The organism is Vibrio sp. S9_S30 (assembly GCF_014694455.1).
Classification (GTDB): Bacteria; Pseudomonadota; Gammaproteobacteria; order Enterobacterales; family Vibrionaceae; genus Vibrio.
This window is the reverse complement of the sequence record NZ_JAAUWT010000010.1, coordinates 48,819-68,944: the sequence shown is the minus strand read 5'-3', so window position 1 is coordinate 68,944 and position 20,126 is coordinate 48,819. Positions and strand designations below refer to the sequence as shown.

Genomic DNA, 20,126 nt, shown 5'->3' with positions numbered 1-20,126 from the left:
TTATTGGTATCAGTCAAAAGAGATTTTAAATGAAGAAATGGCTTATTTTATTGACGGTTAGTGTATCGATGTCGGTATCGGCATCACCTAAATCTGAACTAAGCGAACGATTGAGTAAAACAGAAGGATTCAGCGCTTCATTTTCACAAATTGTGACAGCGCCTGATGGCGAAGTGATCCAACGGGTTTCTGGTACAGCAGACATTGCACGTCCAAGTATGTTTCGGTGGTCAACAATTGAGCCTGATGAAACTGAATTGATTTCTGATGGTGACGTGGTTTGGTATTACGAACCTTTCTTGGAGCAGGTGAGCATTTACAATCAAAAACAGGCAATAGGGCAAACCCCATTTGTGCTGCTTACTCGAAATAGACAAAGTGATTGGGATAATTACCACGTCTCTCAAAAAGATAACCGCTTTACGCTTGAGCCAGTATCAGAAAATGCCACGCAAGGGCAATTTATTATCGATGTAACGGCTAAAGGCAAAATAGAAGGCTTTTCGGTTGTCGAACAAGATGGGCAAATAAGCCAGTTTACCTTTAATACGATCACGATAAAAACGCCAGCCCAGGAACGCTTCACTTTTACTCCCCCAAAAGGTGTGGAAGTCTATGATGAGCGTGGCAATTAATGAGTAACTATTCGCTCGACTTTTCTGGTGACGAGGACTTTCGCCCTTTAGCCGCACGTATGCGACCAGAAACTGTTGAGCAATACATTGGTCAGCAACATATTTTGGGTGAGGGCAAGCCTCTACGTCGTGCTTTGGAGGCAGGGCACTTACACTCGATGATCCTATGGGGGCCACCAGGTACAGGCAAAACGACGCTCGCTGAAGTCGCAGCTAATTATGCGAATGCGGAAGTTGAACGCGTTTCGGCCGTGACCTCTGGCGTTAAAGATATCCGTATTGCCATTGAGAAAGCCCGTGACAACAAAGTCGCAGGCAGAAAAACCATTCTGTTTGTCGATGAAGTCCACCGCTTTAATAAGAGCCAGCAAGATGCATTTTTGCCTCATATTGAAGATGGCACTGTTACTTTCATCGGTGCGACAACCGAAAACCCTTCCTTTGAACTGAATAACGCGCTTCTTTCAAGGGCGCGAGTTTACAAATTATCCTCGCTAAAGGAAGAGGACATTCTTAATGTTCTCAAGCAAGCGCTGGCAGATGAAGAACGAGGGCTAGGTAAAGAATCCGCAGAGTTCGAAGAGGGCGTGTTAGACCGTTTATCAGAGCTGGTTAACGGCGATGCCAGAATGTCACTTAACTATCTTGAGCTGTTATTTGATATGGCAACAGAGAGGGATGACATAAAGCAAATTACCTTGCCATTACTCGCGGAAGTGGCAGGGGAAAAGGTTGCTCGTTTCGATAATAAAGGTGATATTTGGTATGACCTGATCTCAGCGCTTCATAAATCCATTCGGGGCTCTAATCCTGATGCCGCATTATATTGGGCAGCACGGATGATCAATGCAGGCTGCGATCCCCTGTATGTGGCGCGTCGATTACTTGCCATAGCCTCTGAAGACATCGGCAATGCCGACCCAAGAGCAATGCAAGTTGCGTTATCTGCTTGGGACTGCTTTTCTAGAGTAGGACCTGCCGAAGGTGAGCGAGCCATTGCACAGGCCATTGTGTATTTAGCCTGTGCGCCTAAAAGCAACGCGGTATATAACGCTTGGAAACAAGCTCTGCGAGATGCACAAAACCACCCTGAATACGAAGTCCCACCCCATCTTCGCAATGCGCCGACCAGTCTGATGAAAGATCTCGGTTATGGAGAGGAGTACCGTTACGCACATAATGAGCCGGGTGCTTACGCGGCAGGTGAGCAGTATTTCCCTCCTGAAATGGCAGAGACTCGTTACTATTTTCCAACAAATCGAGGCTTAGAGACCAAAATCGGCGAAAAGTTAGATTATCTCTCCTCTTTGGACGCAAAAAGCCCACAAAAGCGCTATGAAAAGTAGCGCTTTTTGGATATCTTTAGCGAGATAATTTTCTCAGTAGCAGGACAGCCTGCTACGTCTTCAAAACAAACCAAAAGGCATAGGATTAGCAATGCTGGATTCTAAATTACTTCGAACTGAGCTGGATGAAACAGCTGCAAAATTAGCACGTCGCGGCTTCAAGCTGGACGTAGAAACAATCCGTCAACTTGAAGAGCAACGCAAGTCCATTCAAGTAGAAGTCGAAAATTTACAATCCTCACGCAATTCCATCTCCAAACAAATCGGTCAGAAAATGGCGGCTGGCGACAAAGAAGGTGCCGAAGAGATTAAAAAACAGATCGGTAACCTTGGTAGTGAGTTGGATGCTAAGAAAGTTGAGCTGGCTGACGTTCAATCTAAACTGGAAGACATCACGCTTTCAGTGCCTAACTTGCCAGATGATTCTGTGCCTGATGGGAAAGATGAAAACGACAACGTAGAAATTTCTCGCTGGGGTGAACCAAAAACTTACGATTTTGAAGTAAAAGATCACGTTGACCTCGGTGAGTTGAGTGGCGGTCTAGACTTCGCGAGTGCGACCAAAATCACGGGTGCACGTTTTATTGTGATGAAGGGGCAGTTTGCTCGCCTTCACCGCGCCATTGCGCAATTCATGCTTGATCTTCATACCGATGAGCATGGTTACTCTGAAATGTACGTCCCATACCTTGTGAACGCCGACAGCCTATATGGTACTGGTCAGCTTCCTAAGTTTGGTGAAGATCTATTTCATACCGAACCGTTAACTGAAAAAGTCAACGATGAAGAGCCTCGCAAATTGTCTCTTATCCCTACGGCAGAAGTACCTGTCACAAACATGGTTCGCGATACCATTACAGATGAAGCAGACTTGCCTATTAAGATGACGGCGCACACGCCGTGTTTCCGTTCAGAAGCCGGTTCTTACGGCAGAGATACTCGTGGTCTCATTCGTATGCACCAATTTGACAAAGTTGAGTTGGTTCAAATCACCAAGCCAGAAGATTCAATGACAGCGTTAGAAGAGCTGACAGGTCACGCAGAAAAAGTACTTCAGCTGCTTGAGCTTCCATATCGTAAAGTGATTCTATGTACAGGAGACATGGGTTTTGGTGCTCGTAAAACTTACGATTTAGAAGTGTGGGTTCCGGCTCAAGAAACGTACCGCGAGATTTCATCATGTTCGAATACTGCTGATTTCCAAGCGCGTCGCATGCAAGCGCGCTTCCGTCGTAAAGGCGAGAAAAAACCGGAACTTGTGCATACATTGAATGGTTCAGGTTTGGCAGTCGGTCGTACCATGGTTGCTATTTTGGAAAACAACCAACAATCAGATGGTCGTATTGCCATCCCTACTGTGCTTCAAAAGTACATGAACGGCGCAACGCACATCGGTTGATTGGCGAGTTAGCAAGACCCTAGTATAAAAGTGAAAAAGCTGACTTTGTGTCAGCTTTTTTGTACTTATCATTCAGAGTCGCGGCTATTTTTCAAATTATTGAAAGCAAGCATCAATATCGAGCGCGCTTGCAATAGCGCCTATCAGTTTTTCTATATGTTCTGGTTCACTAATGTACGGAGGCATTAGGTAGATTCTGTTCATAAAAGGGCGGATCCAAACATCGTGGTCAACAAAATGTTTTTGAATCGATTCCATGTCCACATTCTCGTGAGTTTCAACGACGCCTATGGCACCCAACCATCGAACATTTTTGACGCGTGTGTGATGTTTTAAAGTGGGCAGTTTTTCGGAAAACAGGGCTTCAATCGCCGAAACCTGTCGCGACCAGCTCCCGTCTTCTAGCAGCCCTAAACTTGCGTCTGCAACCGCACAAGCGAGTGGGTTCGCCATAAAGGTTGGACCATGCATAAAGCAACCGGCTTCCCCACCACAAACTGTATCTGCGACGTGTTTAGAGGTAAGGGTGGCAGACAAGGTCATGTAGCCCCCTGTTAGGGCTTTACCGACGCATAGAATATCCGGAAGAACATCGGCGTGTTCACAGGCAAACATTTTCCCTGTCCGGCCAAACCCCGTGGCGATTTCATCTAGAATCAGGAGCACATCATATTGGTCGCAAAGTTTACGCACCTCCGATAAGAACCGAGGGTGATAAATATTCATTCCTCCCGCTCCTTGCACTATCGGTTCAAGGATAACCGCTGCAATATCTTTGTGATGAGTTTTGAGTTGCCGTTCAAAGTCATTGATATCTGTGGCGTCCCAAGGTTCAAAAAAGCCTGTTTTTGGGTTGTCGGCGAACAAATGCTCAGGCAAGAACCCTTTATATAAGCTGTGCATGGAGTTATCGGGATCGGTGACTGACATCGCAGCAAAGGTGTCGCCATGGTAACCATTTCGAAGGGTCAGAAACTTGGGTCGATTTTGACCTTTGGCGTGCCAGTATTGCAACGCCATTTTTAGGCTCACCTCGACCGCAACCGATCCCGAATCCGCCAAGAACACATGCTCCATGTTGCTTGGGGCTAGATTCAGTAATTTTTTACAAAGGTTTATTGCGGGCTCATGAGTCATACCACCAAACATAACATGAGACATCTTATCAATTTGCGATTTAGCGGCTTCATTCAGAGTAGGGTGGTTGTACCCATGAATAGCCGACCACCACGAAGACATCCCATCAATAAGCTCGCGACCATTTTCTAAGTAAATCTTAACTCCACAGGCTGATACCACGGGATAGCAGGTCAGAGGTGTAAGGGTTGAAGTGTAGGGATGCCAGATGTGCTCTCGGTCGAAGGTTAAATCCATGATGTTCTCTTTAGCTCCTTTTGGTTAATAAATAACCAATTGTAAACCATGGGTGATTTTGCAATGTTGACAGTCTATCGGTTGTCAGTACACTAGCCAAGTAGCAATTAACAATAATCAAAATTAAGGATACGCACGTGGAAGTTCGTCATAACTGGACTCATGCTGAAGTCAGAGCCCTTATGGATAAGCCTTTTATGGACCTGCTGTTTGATGCCCAGGTGGTTCATAGACATTACCAACAGCACAACCATGTCCAAGTCAGTACATTGCTCTCCATAAAAACAGGTGCGTGCCCTGAAGATTGTAAATACTGCCCACAGAGTGCTCGATACACAACGGACGTTGAAAAAGAGCGTTTGATGGAGGTTGAGCGAGTATTGGATGCGGCGAAGAAAGCAAAAAATGCAGGTTCTACACGGTTCTGTATGGGGGCGGCATGGAAAAACCCAAAAGATCGTGACATGCCTCATCTGACAGAAATGATCAAAGGCGTGAAAGACATGGGTCTGGAAACCTGTATGACACTGGGGATGCTAACGCCCGATCAAGCAGGCGAGCTGGCAACCGCAGGGCTGGATTATTACAACCACAATCTCGATACGTCTCCAGAGTTTTACGGCAATATTATTACGACGCGTACCTACCAAGATCGCTTAGATACGCTTTCTCACGTTCGTGATGCAGGCATGAAGATCTGCTCAGGCGGTATCATCGGTATGGGGGAAAGCGTCAATGATCGAGCGGGTTTGTTCGTAGAATTAGCGAACTTGCCTGTTCACCCTGAAAGCGTTCCGATCAACATGTTGGTTAAAGTGAAAGGAACGCCACTAGAAAGTGTGGACGACGTTGATCCATTTGACTTCATTCGCCTCATTGCGATTGCCCGTATTATGATGCCAAAGTCCGCTGTTCGCTTATCGGCTGGTCGTGAAAATATGAACGAACAGATGCAAGCACTTTGCTTTATGGCGGGAGCCAATTCTGTCTTTTACGGGTGCAAGCTTCTCACTACACCTAACCCTTCTGAAGACAAAGACATGATGTTGTTTAAGAAATTGGGTATCAATAGCCAGACCGTTAGTCAGAAACCCGATGAAATCGAAGAGAATGAATTATTAGACAGAGTTGTTGAGCGTGTTGCTGCTCGGCCCGCTAAAGACGATTTATTCTATGATGCAAGCGTTTAGGCAAAGAATACGAAACCAGCTAAAACAAAGAGAGGAGAATGGCTTAACTCGCCGCCTCTCGACGTTATCGGGTGGTAACCGTGTTCGGTTTCAGCTTGGCGGTCACACTTACGTCAATTTTTCCAGTAACGACTACCTAGGCTTAGCCACCGATAAATCGCTGATTAAAGCGTGGCAAGACGGCTTGGATCACTATGGTGCGGGGAGTGCAGCATCGCCACTTGTGACGGGGCATTCTCGTGCTCATCGTTGTTTAGAAGAATCATTGTGCTGTTGGTTAAACTTTGATAGAGCCATACTGTTTAGCTCTGGATTCAGTGCCAACCAAGCCGTTTTGTATTCTTTGCTTGAGAAAGGCGATTGGTTGTTTCAAGACAAGTTGAACCACGCATCGTTGATTGAAGCAGGGATGCACAGCCCTGCGTTAATGAAGCGCTTTAGACACAATGATGTAGGTGATCTCAAACGTTTATTAGTGAACAAAGAGAACGCATTAATAGTGACGGAAGGCGTATTCAGCATGGATGGTGACACGTCTCCACTTACTCAACTGAGCCAGATTGCGTCGGCTTCTAACAACGCTTTGATGGTGGATGATGCTCATGGTATCGGAGTTTTGGGCGCTGAAGGGCAAGGAAGTTGTCATGCCGCTGGCGTTCAACCCGATGTTTTGGTAGTGACGTTTGGCAAAGGAGCCGGTCTATCGGGTGCAGCCGTATTGTGTGATCACGAGTTAGGGGATTACCTGACCCAGTTTGCACGGCATCACGTCTACTCGACAGCCATGCCACCTTCTCAAGCGCATGCCTTAATACACTCTATCGATATGATGCGAAAACAGCAATGGCGGAGAGATAAATTGGATGAACTATCCGTCGCTTATGACGAGGTGCTTTCCGAGGTTCCTGGCTTTATTCATACCGAGACACCTATCAAGCCTTTGATTTGTGGTGATTCTAATACTGCTGTTGAATGTGCTGATTCGCTTAGAAAACAGGGTTATTGGTTAACGGCAATTCGTCCACCCACGGTTCCTAACGGGCAAGCAAGACTTCGAATTACGTTAACGGCAAATCACAGTAAAAAAGATGTAGTAGAAATGGCAAGTAAAGTGAAACAGGTAGTAGCGAGTCGAACATGACAGAGCAAGCAGTATTCATCTCTCATTCTCAAGCCGACAAAAAGGCGATTTCGGAATCGTTTAGTCGTGCTGCTGGTACATACGATCAACATGCTGAGTTTCAACGTCAGGTTGGTCGGCATCTTCTAGAAAGAATGCCATTGGATCTTACCGGAGCGAGGGTTCTGGATTTAGGGTGCGGGACGGGGTATTTTGCCAAGCTTCTTGCGTTGCGAGGAGCAAAAGTTATCGCCGCCGATCTGTCTGACGCTATGCTGCGAGTGACCGCATCGCGTTGTGAACAATTGGATGTTGAATGTGAGCTTGTGGATGCAGATGCATTGCCGTTTGCGGATGCCAGCTTTGAGTTCGTTTTTTCAAGTCTCGCGCTTCAATGGTGTAATGATTTGTCTTTGCCATTTCGAGAAATCCATCGCGTGTTAAATCGAGGAGGCAAAGCATATTTTTCTACTTTATTAGAGGGTTCGTTGTTTGAGTTAAAGAACGCCTGGTCTAAAGTTGATGCATATCAACACGTCAATGAATTCCTGGCAAGCAAACAAGTAAAACTTGCGTTAGCGCAAGCGGGATGCAGTACTCATCAAATAGACTCCTTTCCTATCACTTTGAGATACCGCTCCGCTCTGGAGCTGATGAAAGACTTAAAGGGGATAGGTGCGAGCCATGTAGAAGGTCGCTCCGCTGAGTTGGTCACTAAATCTAAACTGATTCGTGTAGATAAAGCATACCGACACGCCTATGCCCTTCAAGGTCAATTACCTGCAACGTATCAAGTTTGTTTAGGAGAGATTTCAGCATGCTGAATGCATTTTTTATCGCCGGTACGGACACCGAAGTGGGAAAAACGGTTGCTTCCAAAGCCATTCTCCAAGCTTTAAATGAGAAAGGATTATCAACGATCGGTTATAAGCCTATCGCTTCTGGTTGTGACATTACCGAACATGGAAAAAGAAACTCGGATGCATTGCATTTACAGGAAGCCTGCAGCGTTAGTGTTGATTATGACGATGTGAATCCTTTCGCAATGTATATACCCGCGTCGCCACATATTGCGGCTAAGCACGACAACATAGAGATTGATTATTGTGTTCTGAGCCAGAAACTGAATCAGCATAAAGAAAATGCTGAGGTTGTTTTGGTCGAAGGGGCGGGCGGGTGGCGTGTACCCGTATCGGATTCCGATTGCTTGTCTACTTGGGTTCAGCAGGAAAAGCTGCCCGTTGTTTTGGTTGTTGGTATCAAGCTTGGCTGTTTAAGCCATGCCATGCTTACCGCAGAAGTCATCAAGCATGATGGCTTAGAGTTGGTGGGTTGGGTTGCCAATCGCATTAACCCAGGCACTGAGCATTACGCTGACATCATTAAGATGCTGGAAGACAAACTACCAGCACCAAAGCTCGGAGAAATCCCCTATATTCCTAGACCTAAGCGAAGAAACATAGGTAAGTACATTGATATATCACCTTTAATTGAATAAAAAAACGGCTGCGAATTTCGCAGCCGTTTCTTTTAAAATACATTACTACTTTTCAGCAGATAGACCCATTAACGCTTGCTGAGTATCAGTAATTTGCTGTTGAAGCTGAGTATCAGATTTCAAACCTAATTGCTCTCTTGCTTCATCTTCAGTCAAGCCTAAGTGGCAGCAAAGCATATCAATAGCCATCTGAAAATTTCCGTTGTCATTCATGTTTCCATTCTCCGTGGATATTATGTATTTTGGGAACCGCTTTTCCGACCCCAACACTTTAGAACTTGTGGCATCTTACAGCAATAAGACTATGGTCTAATACTGTTCAAGAGAGCTGAAAATGTGCTTTAACAACTTGATGTTTCAGAAGATAATCGGTTATTCACATATGAACCCTTTTAGACACTAAATGTTGCAATTTTGCTCTTAACCTTGTTTTTAAAATTTAAGACTATATGTATAGGGTTATATTCTGAGGTGGGATGGTGAGTTGGGTTGGTTCTCAAACATAACCATAATGTCATACGGTATGACTAACCGAAGAGTTAGAAAAATTAAGCTTCCTATTGGAGAAAACAAATGAAGCGAGTCATGTTGTTCTTGGCAACCAATTTAGCGGTAATATTGGTGCTGAGTATTGTATTGAACATTGTTTATGCTGTCACTGGAGTTGCACCCGGTAGCTTGTCTGGTCTGCTTGTCATGGCAGCCATATTTGGCTTTGGTGGTTCCTTTATTTCACTGCTTATGTCTAAAAAAATTGCCCTGCGTTCAGTGGGTGGTCAGATCATTGAGAGTCCACGTAATGAAACTGAGCATTGGTTGTTGGAAACGGTTCAACGCCAATCGCAACAAGCGGGTATTGGTATGCCTCAAGTTGCGATTTATGATTCCTCAGACATCAATGCGTTTGCTACTGGCGCAAAGCGTAATGATTCGCTCGTCGCCGTTTCAACAGGGCTCCTTCATAGTATGACTCGTGATGAAGCAGAAGCGGTTTTAGCGCATGAAGTCAGCCATATTGCAAACGGTGACATGGTCACCATGACTCTGATGCAAGGTGTAGTGAATACGTTTGTTATCTTCTTATCCCGTTTTATTGCCAATATCGTGTCTTCGAATAATGACGAGGAAGGAGAAGGCGGGTCGAGCACCATGACGTATTTTGTTGTCTCTATGGTGTTGGATTTGGTGTTTGGCTTTTTGGCAAGCTTTATCACAATGTGGTATAGCCGCCGTCGAGAGTTTTACGCGGATGCGGGGGCAGCGCAACTTGTCGGAAAACATAAGATGATAGCCGCATTGGAACGGTTAAAAGTGAGTCATGAATCAAAATTAGAAGGTTCAATGATGGCATTTGGTATTAATGGTAAGAGCTCTATCTCACAATTGATGATGAGCCACCCACCACTAGATCAGCGCATTGACGCATTACGCCAAAGTTAAAGTTCAATGACTAAAGGCTCTAGAAGCTATTGAATATATAACGAAAAGGTCCAGTTCTTACTGGACCTTTTTTGTTTGTGATCCATTCTCATTTTTTCATCGTAAACAACCCTGATTGTATAAAGTGATACAAAAATATATTTGTACAACTTTTGCAGCTATATTAAGTGTGTACAGAAAAATATTTTGTACAACGAAACTGGTTTCATTGGTGGGGTAAAGATGGATATTGGTCAAGTGGCGGATTTTTACCGTTCGTTAAATAAACATAATTTGGCATCGGTAAGAGAGCTATACCACCCAAACGTCGTGTTCGAAGATCCGGCGCATCGTTTAGAGGGCAATGAAGCGCTTTACGATTATTTTGAAAACCTGTTTGAAAATGTGGATCAATGTGAATTTCAGATTCACAACCATCATCAAGCGGGCAGTACTGGTTTTATCGTTTGGACTATGTTGCTAAGGCACCCAAAGCTTAATCGTTCAAATCCAGTCGAGGTGGATGGGGTTAGCCAGATTTCTTTTGAAGACAACAAAGTGGTTTATCATCGAGACTATTTTGACCTCGGTTCCATGCTTTATGAGCAGATTCCCGTGCTAGGTGCTGTTGTTAGAAAAATAAAGGCTGGGCTAGGGCAATGAGTCAGCAAGTGGTGTTGTTAACTGGGGCGACATCTGGAATAGGGCGTCAGCTTGCCAAAGATTACGCATCTAGTGGTTTTAACGTCTGGGCTTGTGGTCGAAATCATCAAAGTCTCGCTGAATTAGAAGCCTTTTCTAACAACATTCAAACGTTGCAATTCGATGTTACGGATCTTGAACAAGCAAAAGCTGCGTTGTCCGATCTTATCCCCAAACCTTCTATTTGGATAATGAACGCTGGCAGCTGTGAGTACATTGATGAGGGAAAAATAGACGCAAAGCTGTTTCAACGAGTATTAAACGTCAATGTAATGGGTGTTGTGAATTGCATTGAAGCGTCTCAATCTCAAATGATTGAGGGTGACCAGCTTGTTATCGTGGGCTCCATCGCGAGTGAGGTGGCACTGCCAAGAGCAGAAGCTTATGGTGCCTCAAAAGCAGCCATTAATTATTTGGCGAGAAGCCTCGCGTTACCAATGAAACAAAATGGCATTGACGTTTCGATGGTCTTTCCAGGGTTTGTCACAACGCCTTTAACGGATAAAAACGACTTTCCAATGCCGATGAAAGTCAGCGTTGAAAATGCGTCAAAGCGCATTCGTGAAGGTATTCACTTGCGTAAAGAAACTATTTATTTTCCACGTCGTTTCACAATGATTTTGAGATTAATAGGGGCTTTGCCATATTCATGGCAGCGCTTGTTCATCTCTAAATGGGTTACTACGGTTTAGAGTTGAAGGGAAAATCATGAAAATAGCAATAATAGGATCAGGTATTTCTGGGTTAACGTGCGGTTATCACCTTCACCAAGAGCACGACATTACAGTTTTTGAAGCGAATGATTATATCGGTGGTCATACCGCCACCGTAGACGTAAGGATAGAAAACAAGTCTTATTCTGTTGATACGGGGTTCATTGTTTACAATGACAGGACTTACCCGAACTTCATTGAAATGATGAATGAAATAGGCGTTACAGGCACACCCACTCAAATGAGTTTTAGCGTGAGTAATCAGAGTAACGGCTTAGAGTACAACGGTCATACTTTATCCACTCTGTTTGCCCAAAAAAGAAATCTTTTGAACCCCAAGTTCTATCGCTTTATCTATGAGATATTACGTTTCAACAAACTCGCAAAGAAAGCAGCGACTCAATCTCACCGCGAAGAACAGACGTTAGGTGATTTTCTTATTCAGCACCAGTTTAGTGAATACTTTTCCAATAATTATATTCTTCCAATGGGCGCGGCGATTTGGTCTTCCACCTTAGCGGATATGCGCGGTTTCCCTTTATCCTTTTTCCTTAATTTCTTCTTGAATCATGGGTTACTCGATATTGCAGATCGTCCTCAATGGTATGTTATTAAGGGCGGATCTAAAGCGTATATCGAGCCTTTGATCAAAGGCTTCAAAGAAAAGATACGGTTGAATTGCCCAGTAAACACCGTTGAGCGACAACCTGACGGTGTTCTTATTCAATCGTCTTTTGGAACGGAGCATTTTGATGCCGTTATTTTTGCATGTCATAGCGACCAAGCATTAAGAATGCTTCAAGACCCGAGCAATAGGGAACATGATCTGCTTTCTAAGATGAAATATCAGGCTAATGAAGTCACGTTGCATACAGACACAGCGCTGTTACCGAAAAGCCAAGCGGCATGGGCGTCATGGAATTATTTGCTTTCAGGCAAAAAGGGTGAACAAGAAGCGCTCCCATCACTTACCTACAATATGAATATTCTGCAACATATTGAGAGCGAACAGACATTCTGTGTTTCGCTAAATTCAAACGATAAGATTGATTCAGATAAAATCCTTAGAACCTTTACTTATCATCACCCTGTTTTCACTAAAGAATCCCATATTGCTCAGAAGCAAAAGCCCAGTATTGATGGGTTCAATGCTACTTGGTTTTGTGGGGCATATTGGTACAACGGGTTCCACGAAGATGGCGTTCGAAGTGCGCTGGATGTGGTTGAAGGTATTCGGTTGCGGAGCCGTGCTTTAGAGAAGGAGGTCGCATGATGGTTTCGAGTTGCATGTTAGATGGAGAAGTGACTCATAGGCGATTCTCTCCAGTCAAACACAGTTTGAGATACCCACTCTTTATGCCGTGCTTAGATCTCGATGAGATAGACATTCTAAAAGACAAGCTTGTCGGCTTTGGCGATAAAGCTTGGCATTGGGCTCGATTCCGTAGAGAAGACTATGTAGGCAGTGGGGACTTAAAACTGGCTGTTCAGAACAAAGTGTTTGAACTTACTGGCGTCAGGCTGAAGGGCAAGGTGAAAGCGGTTTGTCATTTGCGCTACTTCGGTTTGTATTTTAGTCCGGTAAATTTTTATTATTTGTATGATGAGGCAGGGGACTGGAAATATTTGCTTGCGGAGGTGAGCAATACGCCATGGAACGAGTGCCATTACTATGCAATCGATTCCAATGCTGGTGCGGAAAGAGAAAATTGGCGTCACGATAAAGAATTTCATGTCTCACCCTTTAATCCCATAAACCAGAAATATGTGTGGTCACTCAAACCTCTTAATAAAAAATTAGTAATTCACTTGGAATGCCACCAAGAAGAAAAGGTATTTGATGCTTCTATGACGATGATGGCTAAACCTTTGAACAGAATGACTCTGATTAGATACCTACTGAAAACACCCATTATGGCACTAAAAATTATCACTGGTATTTACTGGCATGCTCTTAAATTGTGGGTGAAAGGGGCAAAAGTTTATTCTCATCCAAATAACAAAAAGAAGGAGACACCCTCATGCTAAATAGCCGTTCATATGTTTCTGAAGGTGGGCTCAGTGTGCGTCAACAAGCTTATCGTTCATTGATTTTTAGAATGCTATCTCAGTTGACACGAGGTCATATCACTATTATTGAAAGTTTTGGTGAGCGAGTGGAGTTTGGTGACAGCTTGTCTGACTTACATGCTGTGATTGAAATTCATGAACCCAAGTTTTACGAGAGGCTTCTAAAAGGTGGCAGCATCGCTGGAGCTGAAGCGTATATGGATGGCTGGTGGGATAGCCCAAACTTGACAACCGTTACGCGTGTTATGGCTGAAAACCTTGACACTTTAGATGCTGTTGATAGCAAAGTCAGTTGGATACAAAAGCTCACCTTGCAATTTTCGCATTGGCTGAATCGCAACTCGTTGTCGCAATCAAAAGAGAACATAGAAGCGCACTACGACTTAGGGAATGATCTTTATCAGCTGTTTCTTGATGAAAACATGTTGTATTCCTCTGGTGTATACAAAACGAAAGATGATTCGTTAGCTGTGGCGCAAATCAACAAGATGGACAGGCTTTGCAAGCAGCTAAAACTCAATGAAGATGACCATGTGTTGGAGATAGGCACTGGTTGGGGAGGGATGGCGATCTATATGGCTTCCCACTATGGGTGCCGTGTTACAACCACGACGATTTCGGAAGAACAATATCAATACGCTAAAGCGTCTATAGCTAAAGCGGGACTAAGAGACAAAATTACTCTTTTGAAGAGAGACTATCGTTTACTGGAAGGCGAGTACGATAAAGTGGTTTCAATAGAGATGATAGAAGCAGTAGGTAAACAGTATCTTTCTTCCTATATAGACAAATGTTATTCGCTGTTAAAGCCTGATGGGTTGCTCGCTATTCAAGCGATCACCATTGCTGACCAAAGATTTGACAAATACAGAAAAGATGTCGACTTCATTCAAAAATACATTTTTCCTGGCGGTTTTTTGCCGTCTGTGACATACCTAATGGATCAAATGACACGTAACAGTCAATTTGTGATAAGAGATTTATATGACATAGGGCAAGATTATGCCCGTACTCTTTCCGATTGGCATTACGCATTTAACCAATCCTATTCTCAAGTTATTCAGCTTGGTTATGATGAACGTTTTGTCCGTATGTGGCGTTATTACATGAGCTATTGTGAAGGTGGATTTCTAGCCAAAACGATCAGCACGGTTCATTTAACGTTTCATAAAGTCCGATAATTGGTCGCCAGATCCACTTATGATGCGTAAGCCTTTGTTCGAAAAAAGCAATGGATCTGTATTCCTTAGCAGCGTGTGGTTTCAAATGCTCTGGTTTGTTGCTGTTATAGGCCGGGAAGAGACACTTTTTTGGCTCCTCACGGGCGCTCTGGTTACGTTGGCTTATTGCCTCTACGAAAATGCTCAAAAGCTCAGGCTAGTTATGGCAATTAGCTCAGTTGGTATCGTCATTGACTTTATTAATTGGCAATCGGGTTTATTTACTTTCTCTATCGATGCATTTCCAGTTTGGTTGCTTTTGCTATGGGTGTTATTTGGTTGGTATTCCGTTCAAATGAAAGCCATAGTGAACCGTACGCCTCGACATATCGTAATAACTCTGGTGTCTGTGTTTGGTGGGTTTAGCTACTATGCTGGGCAAAGGCTTGGTGCCGTGGAGTGGGTATTCGGTACCCCCAAAACGCTTTCACTTCTGTTTTTGGAATGGTTTTTGCTCGCTTATTTTGTAACCACATTACTAAGCTCTCGCTGGGGGAAGTTATGAATAAGTACATCGGATTTCTAATTATTGGTTTGCTGATGACGGCACACGCCCAAAGCTCGACTCCGAATTCTCAAGATGATCAGGACTGGGATGGTTGGAAAACGGTTGGGAAATCGAGCTTGAGTTGGCTCTTTTTTGATATTTATAAGTCCGAGCTTAAAACGCCCAGTGGAGTATATGAAGAAAGTACAGATGTTTCTCCTCACCCGATGGCATTGCTGATTAATTACATGAGAGACATCCCTAAGCAGCAGCTACTCGATGCAACTCAAGAACAATGGCAGCATTTAGGGTACAGCGCCGAGCAGCAAGAGAATTGGATATCGACGCTATCCGATATTTTACCTGATGTTAGTAAAGGTGAGCGTTTGGTTTACATATCAGATGGAGAAAAAGGGCAATTCATTTTTTACGATTCCGCCAATCAAACCACCCACTTGGGCGACATTACAAATGAACAACTGAACGATGCCTTTTTGTCTATTTGGTTTTCACCTAACACCGAATACCCAAAACATCGTAGACAGTTATTGGGAAAGATTAGATGAGAACAATTTTAACACTTTGGTTTTCTGTTTTACTGAGTGCGTGTACTGCTGATGTTGAAGAATATCGTGAAGCAACGCCGAATTTTGACCTGTTTGGTTACTTTCAAGGTGAAACAAAGGCTTGGGGAATGGTTCAGGATTATACCAAAAAACAAACTCGGCGATTTTCTGTTGAACTTTCGGGAGAAGTCAGCGGAAACACGTTGGTGTTAGTTGAAGATTTCATTTTTGATGACGGTGAAAAAGATCAGCGTGTATGGACGATTGAGCGTCAAGGGGATGGTCGCTTTCTAGGGAAAGCAGATGACATCATTGGTCAAGCGGTTGGGATTCAGGCGGGCAACGCCCTTCAATGGAAATACGATTTTTTACTCAAAGTTGATGGTTCTGAGCTAGAAGTACACTTTGACGACTGGTTGTATCGTCAAGATGATCGTCATGTCTTTAATCGAACGTCTATACGAAAACTAGGGATAGAAGTCGCAGAGGTGACGATTTTTTTTCAGAAGTGACTTTTTTATCTCAGAAGCGGCTCTTTTATCTCAAAAGTACGGAAGCGATTTTTCCAAAAGAAGTGACTTGATAAATTCGCTATTTGTTGTCTTTAGCTAAACACTTTTTTTGTAGATCGGATTTTACAATTTCTAGAGCAGCTAAAGCCGTTTCTACTTCTATTTCGTTAGACTCCAGCAAGTAGATGAGATCAACCGCCAGTTTGATTTCGTCTGGTGCGGTATTCAATGGAGATGAATTGGAATGACTCATACTGGATTGCGCTCCCTATAGGTGATTTGGTTTTCGATTTTTAGTTTAGATTCTTGGCAACGATTAAGGCGTTGTTCTGCAGCCATGAGTGTTTGTTGAGCCTGCGTTTGCATGTGCTCAGGAACGGATTCAAGCGCTCGGGCTTTTTCGACAACGAGTTCTTCTAGTCGACGCTCCCATTCTTGATGTTGTGCCATTTCCTGATAAAGCTGATTGATTGGCTTTTGAAAAGGACGTGAGTGCTTTATTTCGCTTTCTCTAATGGTTTGTGTCGATAGTTCACGTTGTATGGCTTCGAGTTGAGCGAGCATTTTAGTCGTTAAATGCTCGGCTCTTAGAGGCGTTAGCCTTCCATTTTCTTGTTCTCTTAGAATGGATTGAAAGGTTGATTCAAGTTCTTGGACACAAGGCACCAATAAACGCGCCTTGCAGTGGAAAAGCCTTTCATCAAAAAGCGCTTGATGATGCTCACCTCTTTGGCGGTCAAGCTGTGCCGATTGAAGGCTCAATTGAGCAATGTTTTCTTTTAGGGAGCTGAAGTGCTTCATAAGTTTACAAACCAAGCATTAAACGCCAGTTTACCCGCCAGCACAACCACGACGGTGACAAAAACAGGACGAATGAATTTTGCTCCAAATTTGATGGCGGAATGAGCGCCTACATAAGCACCGACCATTAAACATACACCCATCGTAAGGCCTAGAACCCAATTAATGTGTCCTAAGAAAGCAAACATAACCAAAGAGGTCACATTGCTGGTGAAGTTCATGGCTTTGGCTAATCCTGAAGCCAGCAGAATGTTCATTTTATATAAAGCCATGCTGCTAACGGTCCAAAACGCCCCCGTTCCTGGCCCTGCGACACCATCATAGAACCCTAAAGTGAGGCTTTGTAACCATTGTTTCTTCGTCAGGCTAGGGCACGGTGCGGGTATGGCATTGTTTGATGCGTTCACCGGCTTATGGAAGATCGTATACAAGGCAGTGATGAGAATCACGAGAGGAAGTACTTTCTCCAACCATTCAGTGCTAATAGCATCGACGGCAAAGGTGCCTATGGTCGCACCTATGAGTGTGCCAATGAATGCCTTCTTCCAACATTCTGGCTTAAATAACCGCTTCTTATAGTAGGTGAGCGCGGCTGTAGAAGAGGCAAAGGTTGCTGCGAGTTTATTCGTTCCTAAGGCGATATGCGGAGGCAAACCTATCGATAGTAACGCGGGGACAGTAAGCATTCCGCCGCCACCAGCTACCGCATCAATAAATCCTGCAAGAAATGCCACAAGAGCGAGAACAACCAACATTGTTGGTTCTATAAATTCCATATGATTGCTTATTATTTGTTATTAATAATCGATACGTCTTTTGAATGGGGGTAATGAGTCTATTAAAGACTTGCCATAACGCTTTGTGACGAGTCGCCTGTCTAGGATGACGACTCTACCAGAATCTCGTTCCTTACGCAGCAATCTACCGACAGATTGAATGAGCTTTTTGCTGGCTTCTGGCACAGAAATTTGGAGAAATGGGTTTCCTCCTTTCCGCTCAATATACTCCGCATGAGCCTCTTCTACTGGAGAGGTGGGAACCGCAAAAGGAATTTTAGTAATAATGAGGTTTTCTAATAATTCACCAGGTAAGTCTAACCCTTCTGAAAAACTCCCTGTTCCAAAGAGAATGCTGGTTTTTTTCTTACTGCAGTAAAATTTATGTTTCTTTAGGATCTCGTTACGCGAGGTTTCGCCTTGGACTTGTAGCATCCATTTATTTTTCTTTGCGAGTTTCTCTATACCTTGCTCTACTTTATTCATTTGCCAATAAGAGGCAAACAAAACCAAGTTGGCCTTCCCATCTTCTATATAGGAGGGAAGAGTTTCAATTAAACAATCGGTAAACTCGCTGGCTTGCGGTTCGAATTTAATTTTAGGTATGTAGAGCTCCCCCTGATTTTGGTAATCAAAAGGAGAGGCGAGTGCAAGAAATTGTGTACCGTCTTCCTTTTTCTCGCTGATACCCGTCTGACGGCAAAAAAAAGAAAAGGAGTTGAGCGCTCTCATCGTGGCAGAGACCAAAACAGCCCCCGCGCAGCGACTCCACAATAGCTGGTCTAGTTGCCAACCTACCTCCAACGGAGATACCGATATAATAAAGTCGCCCTCACGCTCTTCCGAGGTTTCCACCCATCGAGCTAATGGTGCACCTTTCTCTCTTGTTGGTTCTGCCATTAAATGCCAAACCTTCGATAAATTTTCGTATCTTTGCAAGAAGAACCCAATCTCAGCCAATGCGGGCTCAGCTAAACGATTTGATAACTCTCCTTCTTTTACGCGCTCGGAAATTAAATCGGCGATCTTAGCTAGAGCTTGCGCGCCCTTTTTACTCGCTTTCTTAAGTTCCTGAGATTCATTTTCTAGCCATGTTGGTAGCTCGCCGTGCTCAAAGCGGTAACTTTTTTCAACAAATAGCGAAGGGTCGAATTGTTTCGCCAGTTGGTTGAGGCTTGGAATTAGGTGTTGTATCGAGTCTTGAAGCTCATTTCTAAATCGACTTACTCGCTTGTCATCAGCTAGAGAGCACAGCTTTGCAGATTGTGAATTTAACTTCTCTAACCAAGACGCCACTCCTTTTAAGCTTGCTGAAGCAGATGAGTGATCACGTGCCACTTTAGGGAGGTGGTGGGCTTCATCAAAAATAAAAATAGTCTGTTCAGGCTCCGGAAGAATAACTCCGCCTCCTAATTCGGCGTCTGCCATGACTAAGCTGTGGTTTGCGATAATGACGTCGACTTTATCTAACTGAGAGCGTGCTTTTTGAAAAGGGCAATCACGGTGAGAAGGTAATGTTGCATTACAGCTGTGTTTGTCGCTGACAATACGTGACCATAAAATATCAGATATAGGGGTTGACCATGAGTCTCGCTCCCCATCCCATTTATTTGAACTCAATTGAGAGTACATTTGTTGCAACGTTTCTATATCGCTGCTCGATGGCTTGTTTTCAAAAATAGCAATTTGTTGATCTGAACTTCCACTTGCTACGGCTAATTTTTCAGCACAGCAATATCTTTGCCGACCTTTTGCTAATGCAAATGAAAACGGAACATCGCTAATTCTACGAAATAGTGGGAGGTCTTTGTGAACCAATTGTTCTTGTAGCGCAACTGTCGCGGTAGAAATCACTACCTTCTTCTTACTAAAAGACGCAAAAGGGATGGCACTCATTAAATACGCTAAAGACTTACCGATTCCTGTTCCTGCTTCGGCCACAAGCATTCTATTTGATTTGTGATACTGCCCTGCCAATGTGCGAGCAATCTCTGATACGAGATAGTTTTGTGCGCGTCTTGGTATAAAGTTTTCTAAATGATTTTGCAGATTGCTATAGCTGCTGCGAATGGACTTTTGAATCGTTGTATTAAGCATTTTCTGCCTCTGATTTAACCGCGCGAGATTGTAGCACAATCCTGCTGTTGCATGTGTTTTCGTCAGAATGGCGTGCTTTTTAGGTAAATCTAGATCTCAATCACAAAAAAAAATTGAACGATCATGGGGTTAGGTAAAGTCGGTAAAAAGTATAGATAATAATATCAAGAAACCCCATTAAGTAGAGTTATTGACTTAATT

Annotated in this window: 22 protein-coding genes; 16 read left to right on the top strand and 6 right to left on the bottom strand. The window is 43.8% G+C overall.

Annotation, left to right across the window (positions count from 1 at the left end; genetic code table 11):
• The first annotated feature begins 29 nt into the window (after positions 1–29).
• From lolA to serS, 3 genes are all read left to right on the top strand, one after another.
• A complete protein-coding gene (gene lolA / locus HC752_RS13340; RefSeq protein WP_190335665.1) occupies positions 30–635 on the top strand; it encodes an outer membrane lipoprotein chaperone LolA in 606 nt (201 codons plus the stop codon).
• Positions 635–1,981 carry a replication-associated recombination protein A gene (locus HC752_RS13335; protein WP_190335664.1) on the top strand — a complete coding sequence of 449 codons (1,347 nt, stop codon included), beginning with the start codon at positions 635–637 and terminating at the stop codon, positions 1,979–1,981. The genes lolA and HC752_RS13335 overlap by 1 nt, the downstream gene beginning before the upstream one ends.
• 91 nt (positions 1,982–2,072) lie before the next feature.
• On the top strand, positions 2,073–3,380 hold the full coding sequence (serS, locus tag HC752_RS13330) for a serine--tRNA ligase (protein ID WP_190335663.1): 1,308 nt from the start codon (positions 2,073–2,075) through the stop codon (positions 3,378–3,380).
• 96 nt (positions 3,381–3,476) lie between these two features.
• Here the strand turns inward: serS and bioA are convergent, their stop codons facing one another.
• Positions 3,477–4,754, bottom strand: coding sequence for an adenosylmethionine--8-amino-7-oxononanoate transaminase (gene bioA / locus HC752_RS13325; RefSeq protein WP_190335662.1), 1,278 nt, complete (start codon positions 4,752–4,754; stop codon positions 3,477–3,479).
• 137 nt (positions 4,755–4,891) lie between these two features.
• On the opposite strand from bioA, the gene bioB reads away from it, so the two are divergent.
• Genes bioB through bioD form a run of 4 tightly spaced genes read left to right on the top strand, consistent with a single transcriptional unit; the run spans position 4,892 to position 8,562 of the window.
• Positions 4,892–5,944 carry a biotin synthase BioB gene (bioB, locus tag HC752_RS13320; protein WP_190335661.1) on the top strand — a complete coding sequence of 351 codons (1,053 nt, stop codon included), beginning with the start codon at positions 4,892–4,894 and terminating at the stop codon, positions 5,942–5,944.
• Entirely contained in the window at positions 5,931–7,085 is a 1,155-nt protein-coding gene (gene bioF, locus HC752_RS13315; RefSeq protein WP_190335777.1) for an 8-amino-7-oxononanoate synthase, read from the top strand. Before bioB ends, bioF begins: the two co-directional genes overlap by 14 nt.
• Positions 7,082–7,888, top strand: coding sequence for a malonyl-ACP O-methyltransferase BioC (gene bioC / locus HC752_RS13310; protein WP_190335660.1), 807 nt, complete (start codon positions 7,082–7,084; stop codon positions 7,886–7,888). The genes bioF and bioC overlap by 4 nt, the downstream gene beginning before the upstream one ends.
• Positions 7,882–8,562, top strand: a complete 681-nt coding sequence (bioD, locus tag HC752_RS13305; RefSeq protein WP_190335659.1) for a dethiobiotin synthase — start codon at positions 7,882–7,884, stop codon at positions 8,560–8,562. Before bioC ends, bioD begins: the two co-directional genes overlap by 7 nt.
• A gap of 45 nt (positions 8,563–8,607) precedes the next feature.
• Here bioD and HC752_RS13300 read toward each other — a convergent pair whose 3' ends face one another.
• A complete protein-coding gene (locus HC752_RS13300) occupies positions 8,608–8,775 on the bottom strand; it encodes a hypothetical protein (RefSeq protein WP_190335658.1) in 168 nt (55 codons plus the stop codon).
• Between the two features lie 360 nt (positions 8,776–9,135).
• Here HC752_RS13300 and htpX point away from each other — a divergent pair, with 360 nt between their 5' ends.
• The 9 genes from htpX (at position 9,136) to HC752_RS13255 (ending at position 16,251) form a co-directional block, all read left to right on the top strand.
• Positions 9,136–10,002 (top strand): protease HtpX, encoded by an 867-nt coding sequence (gene htpX / locus HC752_RS13295; RefSeq protein ID WP_190335657.1) that lies wholly within the window; start codon positions 9,136–9,138, stop codon positions 10,000–10,002.
• A gap of 222 nt (positions 10,003–10,224) precedes the next feature.
• Complete coding sequence (locus tag HC752_RS13290) at positions 10,225–10,644, top strand: nuclear transport factor 2 family protein (RefSeq protein ID WP_190335776.1); 420 nt, start codon at positions 10,225–10,227, stop codon at positions 10,642–10,644.
• Positions 10,641–11,375, top strand: coding sequence for an SDR family NAD(P)-dependent oxidoreductase (locus tag HC752_RS13285; RefSeq protein ID WP_190335656.1), 735 nt, complete (start codon positions 10,641–10,643; stop codon positions 11,373–11,375). Before HC752_RS13290 ends, HC752_RS13285 begins: the two co-directional genes overlap by 4 nt.
• Before the next feature lie 16 nt (positions 11,376–11,391).
• Positions 11,392–12,669 (top strand): NAD(P)/FAD-dependent oxidoreductase, encoded by a 1,278-nt coding sequence (locus HC752_RS13280; protein ID WP_190335655.1) that lies wholly within the window; start codon positions 11,392–11,394, stop codon positions 12,667–12,669.
• Positions 12,666–13,424: a DUF1365 domain-containing protein gene (locus tag HC752_RS13275; RefSeq protein ID WP_190335654.1), complete on the top strand. Its 759-nt coding sequence runs from the start codon at positions 12,666–12,668 to the stop codon at positions 13,422–13,424. Before HC752_RS13280 ends, HC752_RS13275 begins: the two co-directional genes overlap by 4 nt.
• Positions 13,418–14,647: an SAM-dependent methyltransferase gene (locus tag HC752_RS13270; RefSeq protein ID WP_190335653.1), complete on the top strand. Its 1,230-nt coding sequence runs from the start codon at positions 13,418–13,420 to the stop codon at positions 14,645–14,647. The genes HC752_RS13275 and HC752_RS13270 overlap by 7 nt, the downstream gene beginning before the upstream one ends.
• Positions 14,648–14,666: 19 nt before the next feature.
• A complete protein-coding gene (locus HC752_RS13265; RefSeq protein WP_190335652.1) occupies positions 14,667–15,191 on the top strand; it encodes a DUF2878 family protein in 525 nt (174 codons plus the stop codon).
• Complete coding sequence (locus HC752_RS13260; RefSeq protein WP_190335651.1) at positions 15,188–15,739, top strand: chalcone isomerase family protein; 552 nt, start codon at positions 15,188–15,190, stop codon at positions 15,737–15,739. The genes HC752_RS13265 and HC752_RS13260 overlap by 4 nt, the downstream gene beginning before the upstream one ends.
• Complete coding sequence (locus tag HC752_RS13255; RefSeq protein WP_190335650.1) at positions 15,736–16,251, top strand: DUF3833 domain-containing protein; 516 nt, start codon at positions 15,736–15,738, stop codon at positions 16,249–16,251. The genes HC752_RS13260 and HC752_RS13255 overlap by 4 nt, the downstream gene beginning before the upstream one ends.
• A gap of 79 nt (positions 16,252–16,330) precedes the next feature.
• Here the strand turns inward: HC752_RS13255 and rsmS are convergent, their stop codons facing one another.
• Genes rsmS through dinG form a run of 4 tightly spaced genes read right to left on the bottom strand, consistent with a single transcriptional unit; the run spans position 16,331 to position 19,925 of the window.
• Complete coding sequence (rsmS, locus tag HC752_RS13250; RefSeq protein WP_190335649.1) at positions 16,331–16,504, bottom strand: pleiotropic regulatory protein RsmS; 174 nt, start codon at positions 16,502–16,504, stop codon at positions 16,331–16,333.
• Positions 16,501–17,052, bottom strand: coding sequence for a primosomal replication protein (locus tag HC752_RS13245; RefSeq protein ID WP_190335648.1), 552 nt, complete (start codon positions 17,050–17,052; stop codon positions 16,501–16,503). Before HC752_RS13245 ends, rsmS begins: the two co-directional genes overlap by 4 nt.
• Positions 17,049–17,828 carry a TSUP family transporter gene (locus HC752_RS13240; protein WP_190335647.1) on the bottom strand — a complete coding sequence of 260 codons (780 nt, stop codon included), beginning with the start codon at positions 17,826–17,828 and terminating at the stop codon, positions 17,049–17,051. Before HC752_RS13240 ends, HC752_RS13245 begins: the two co-directional genes overlap by 4 nt.
• A gap of 21 nt (positions 17,829–17,849) precedes the next feature.
• A complete protein-coding gene (dinG, locus tag HC752_RS13235; protein WP_190335646.1) occupies positions 17,850–19,925 on the bottom strand; it encodes an ATP-dependent DNA helicase DinG in 2,076 nt (691 codons plus the stop codon).
• Positions 19,926–20,126 lie beyond the last annotated feature (201 nt).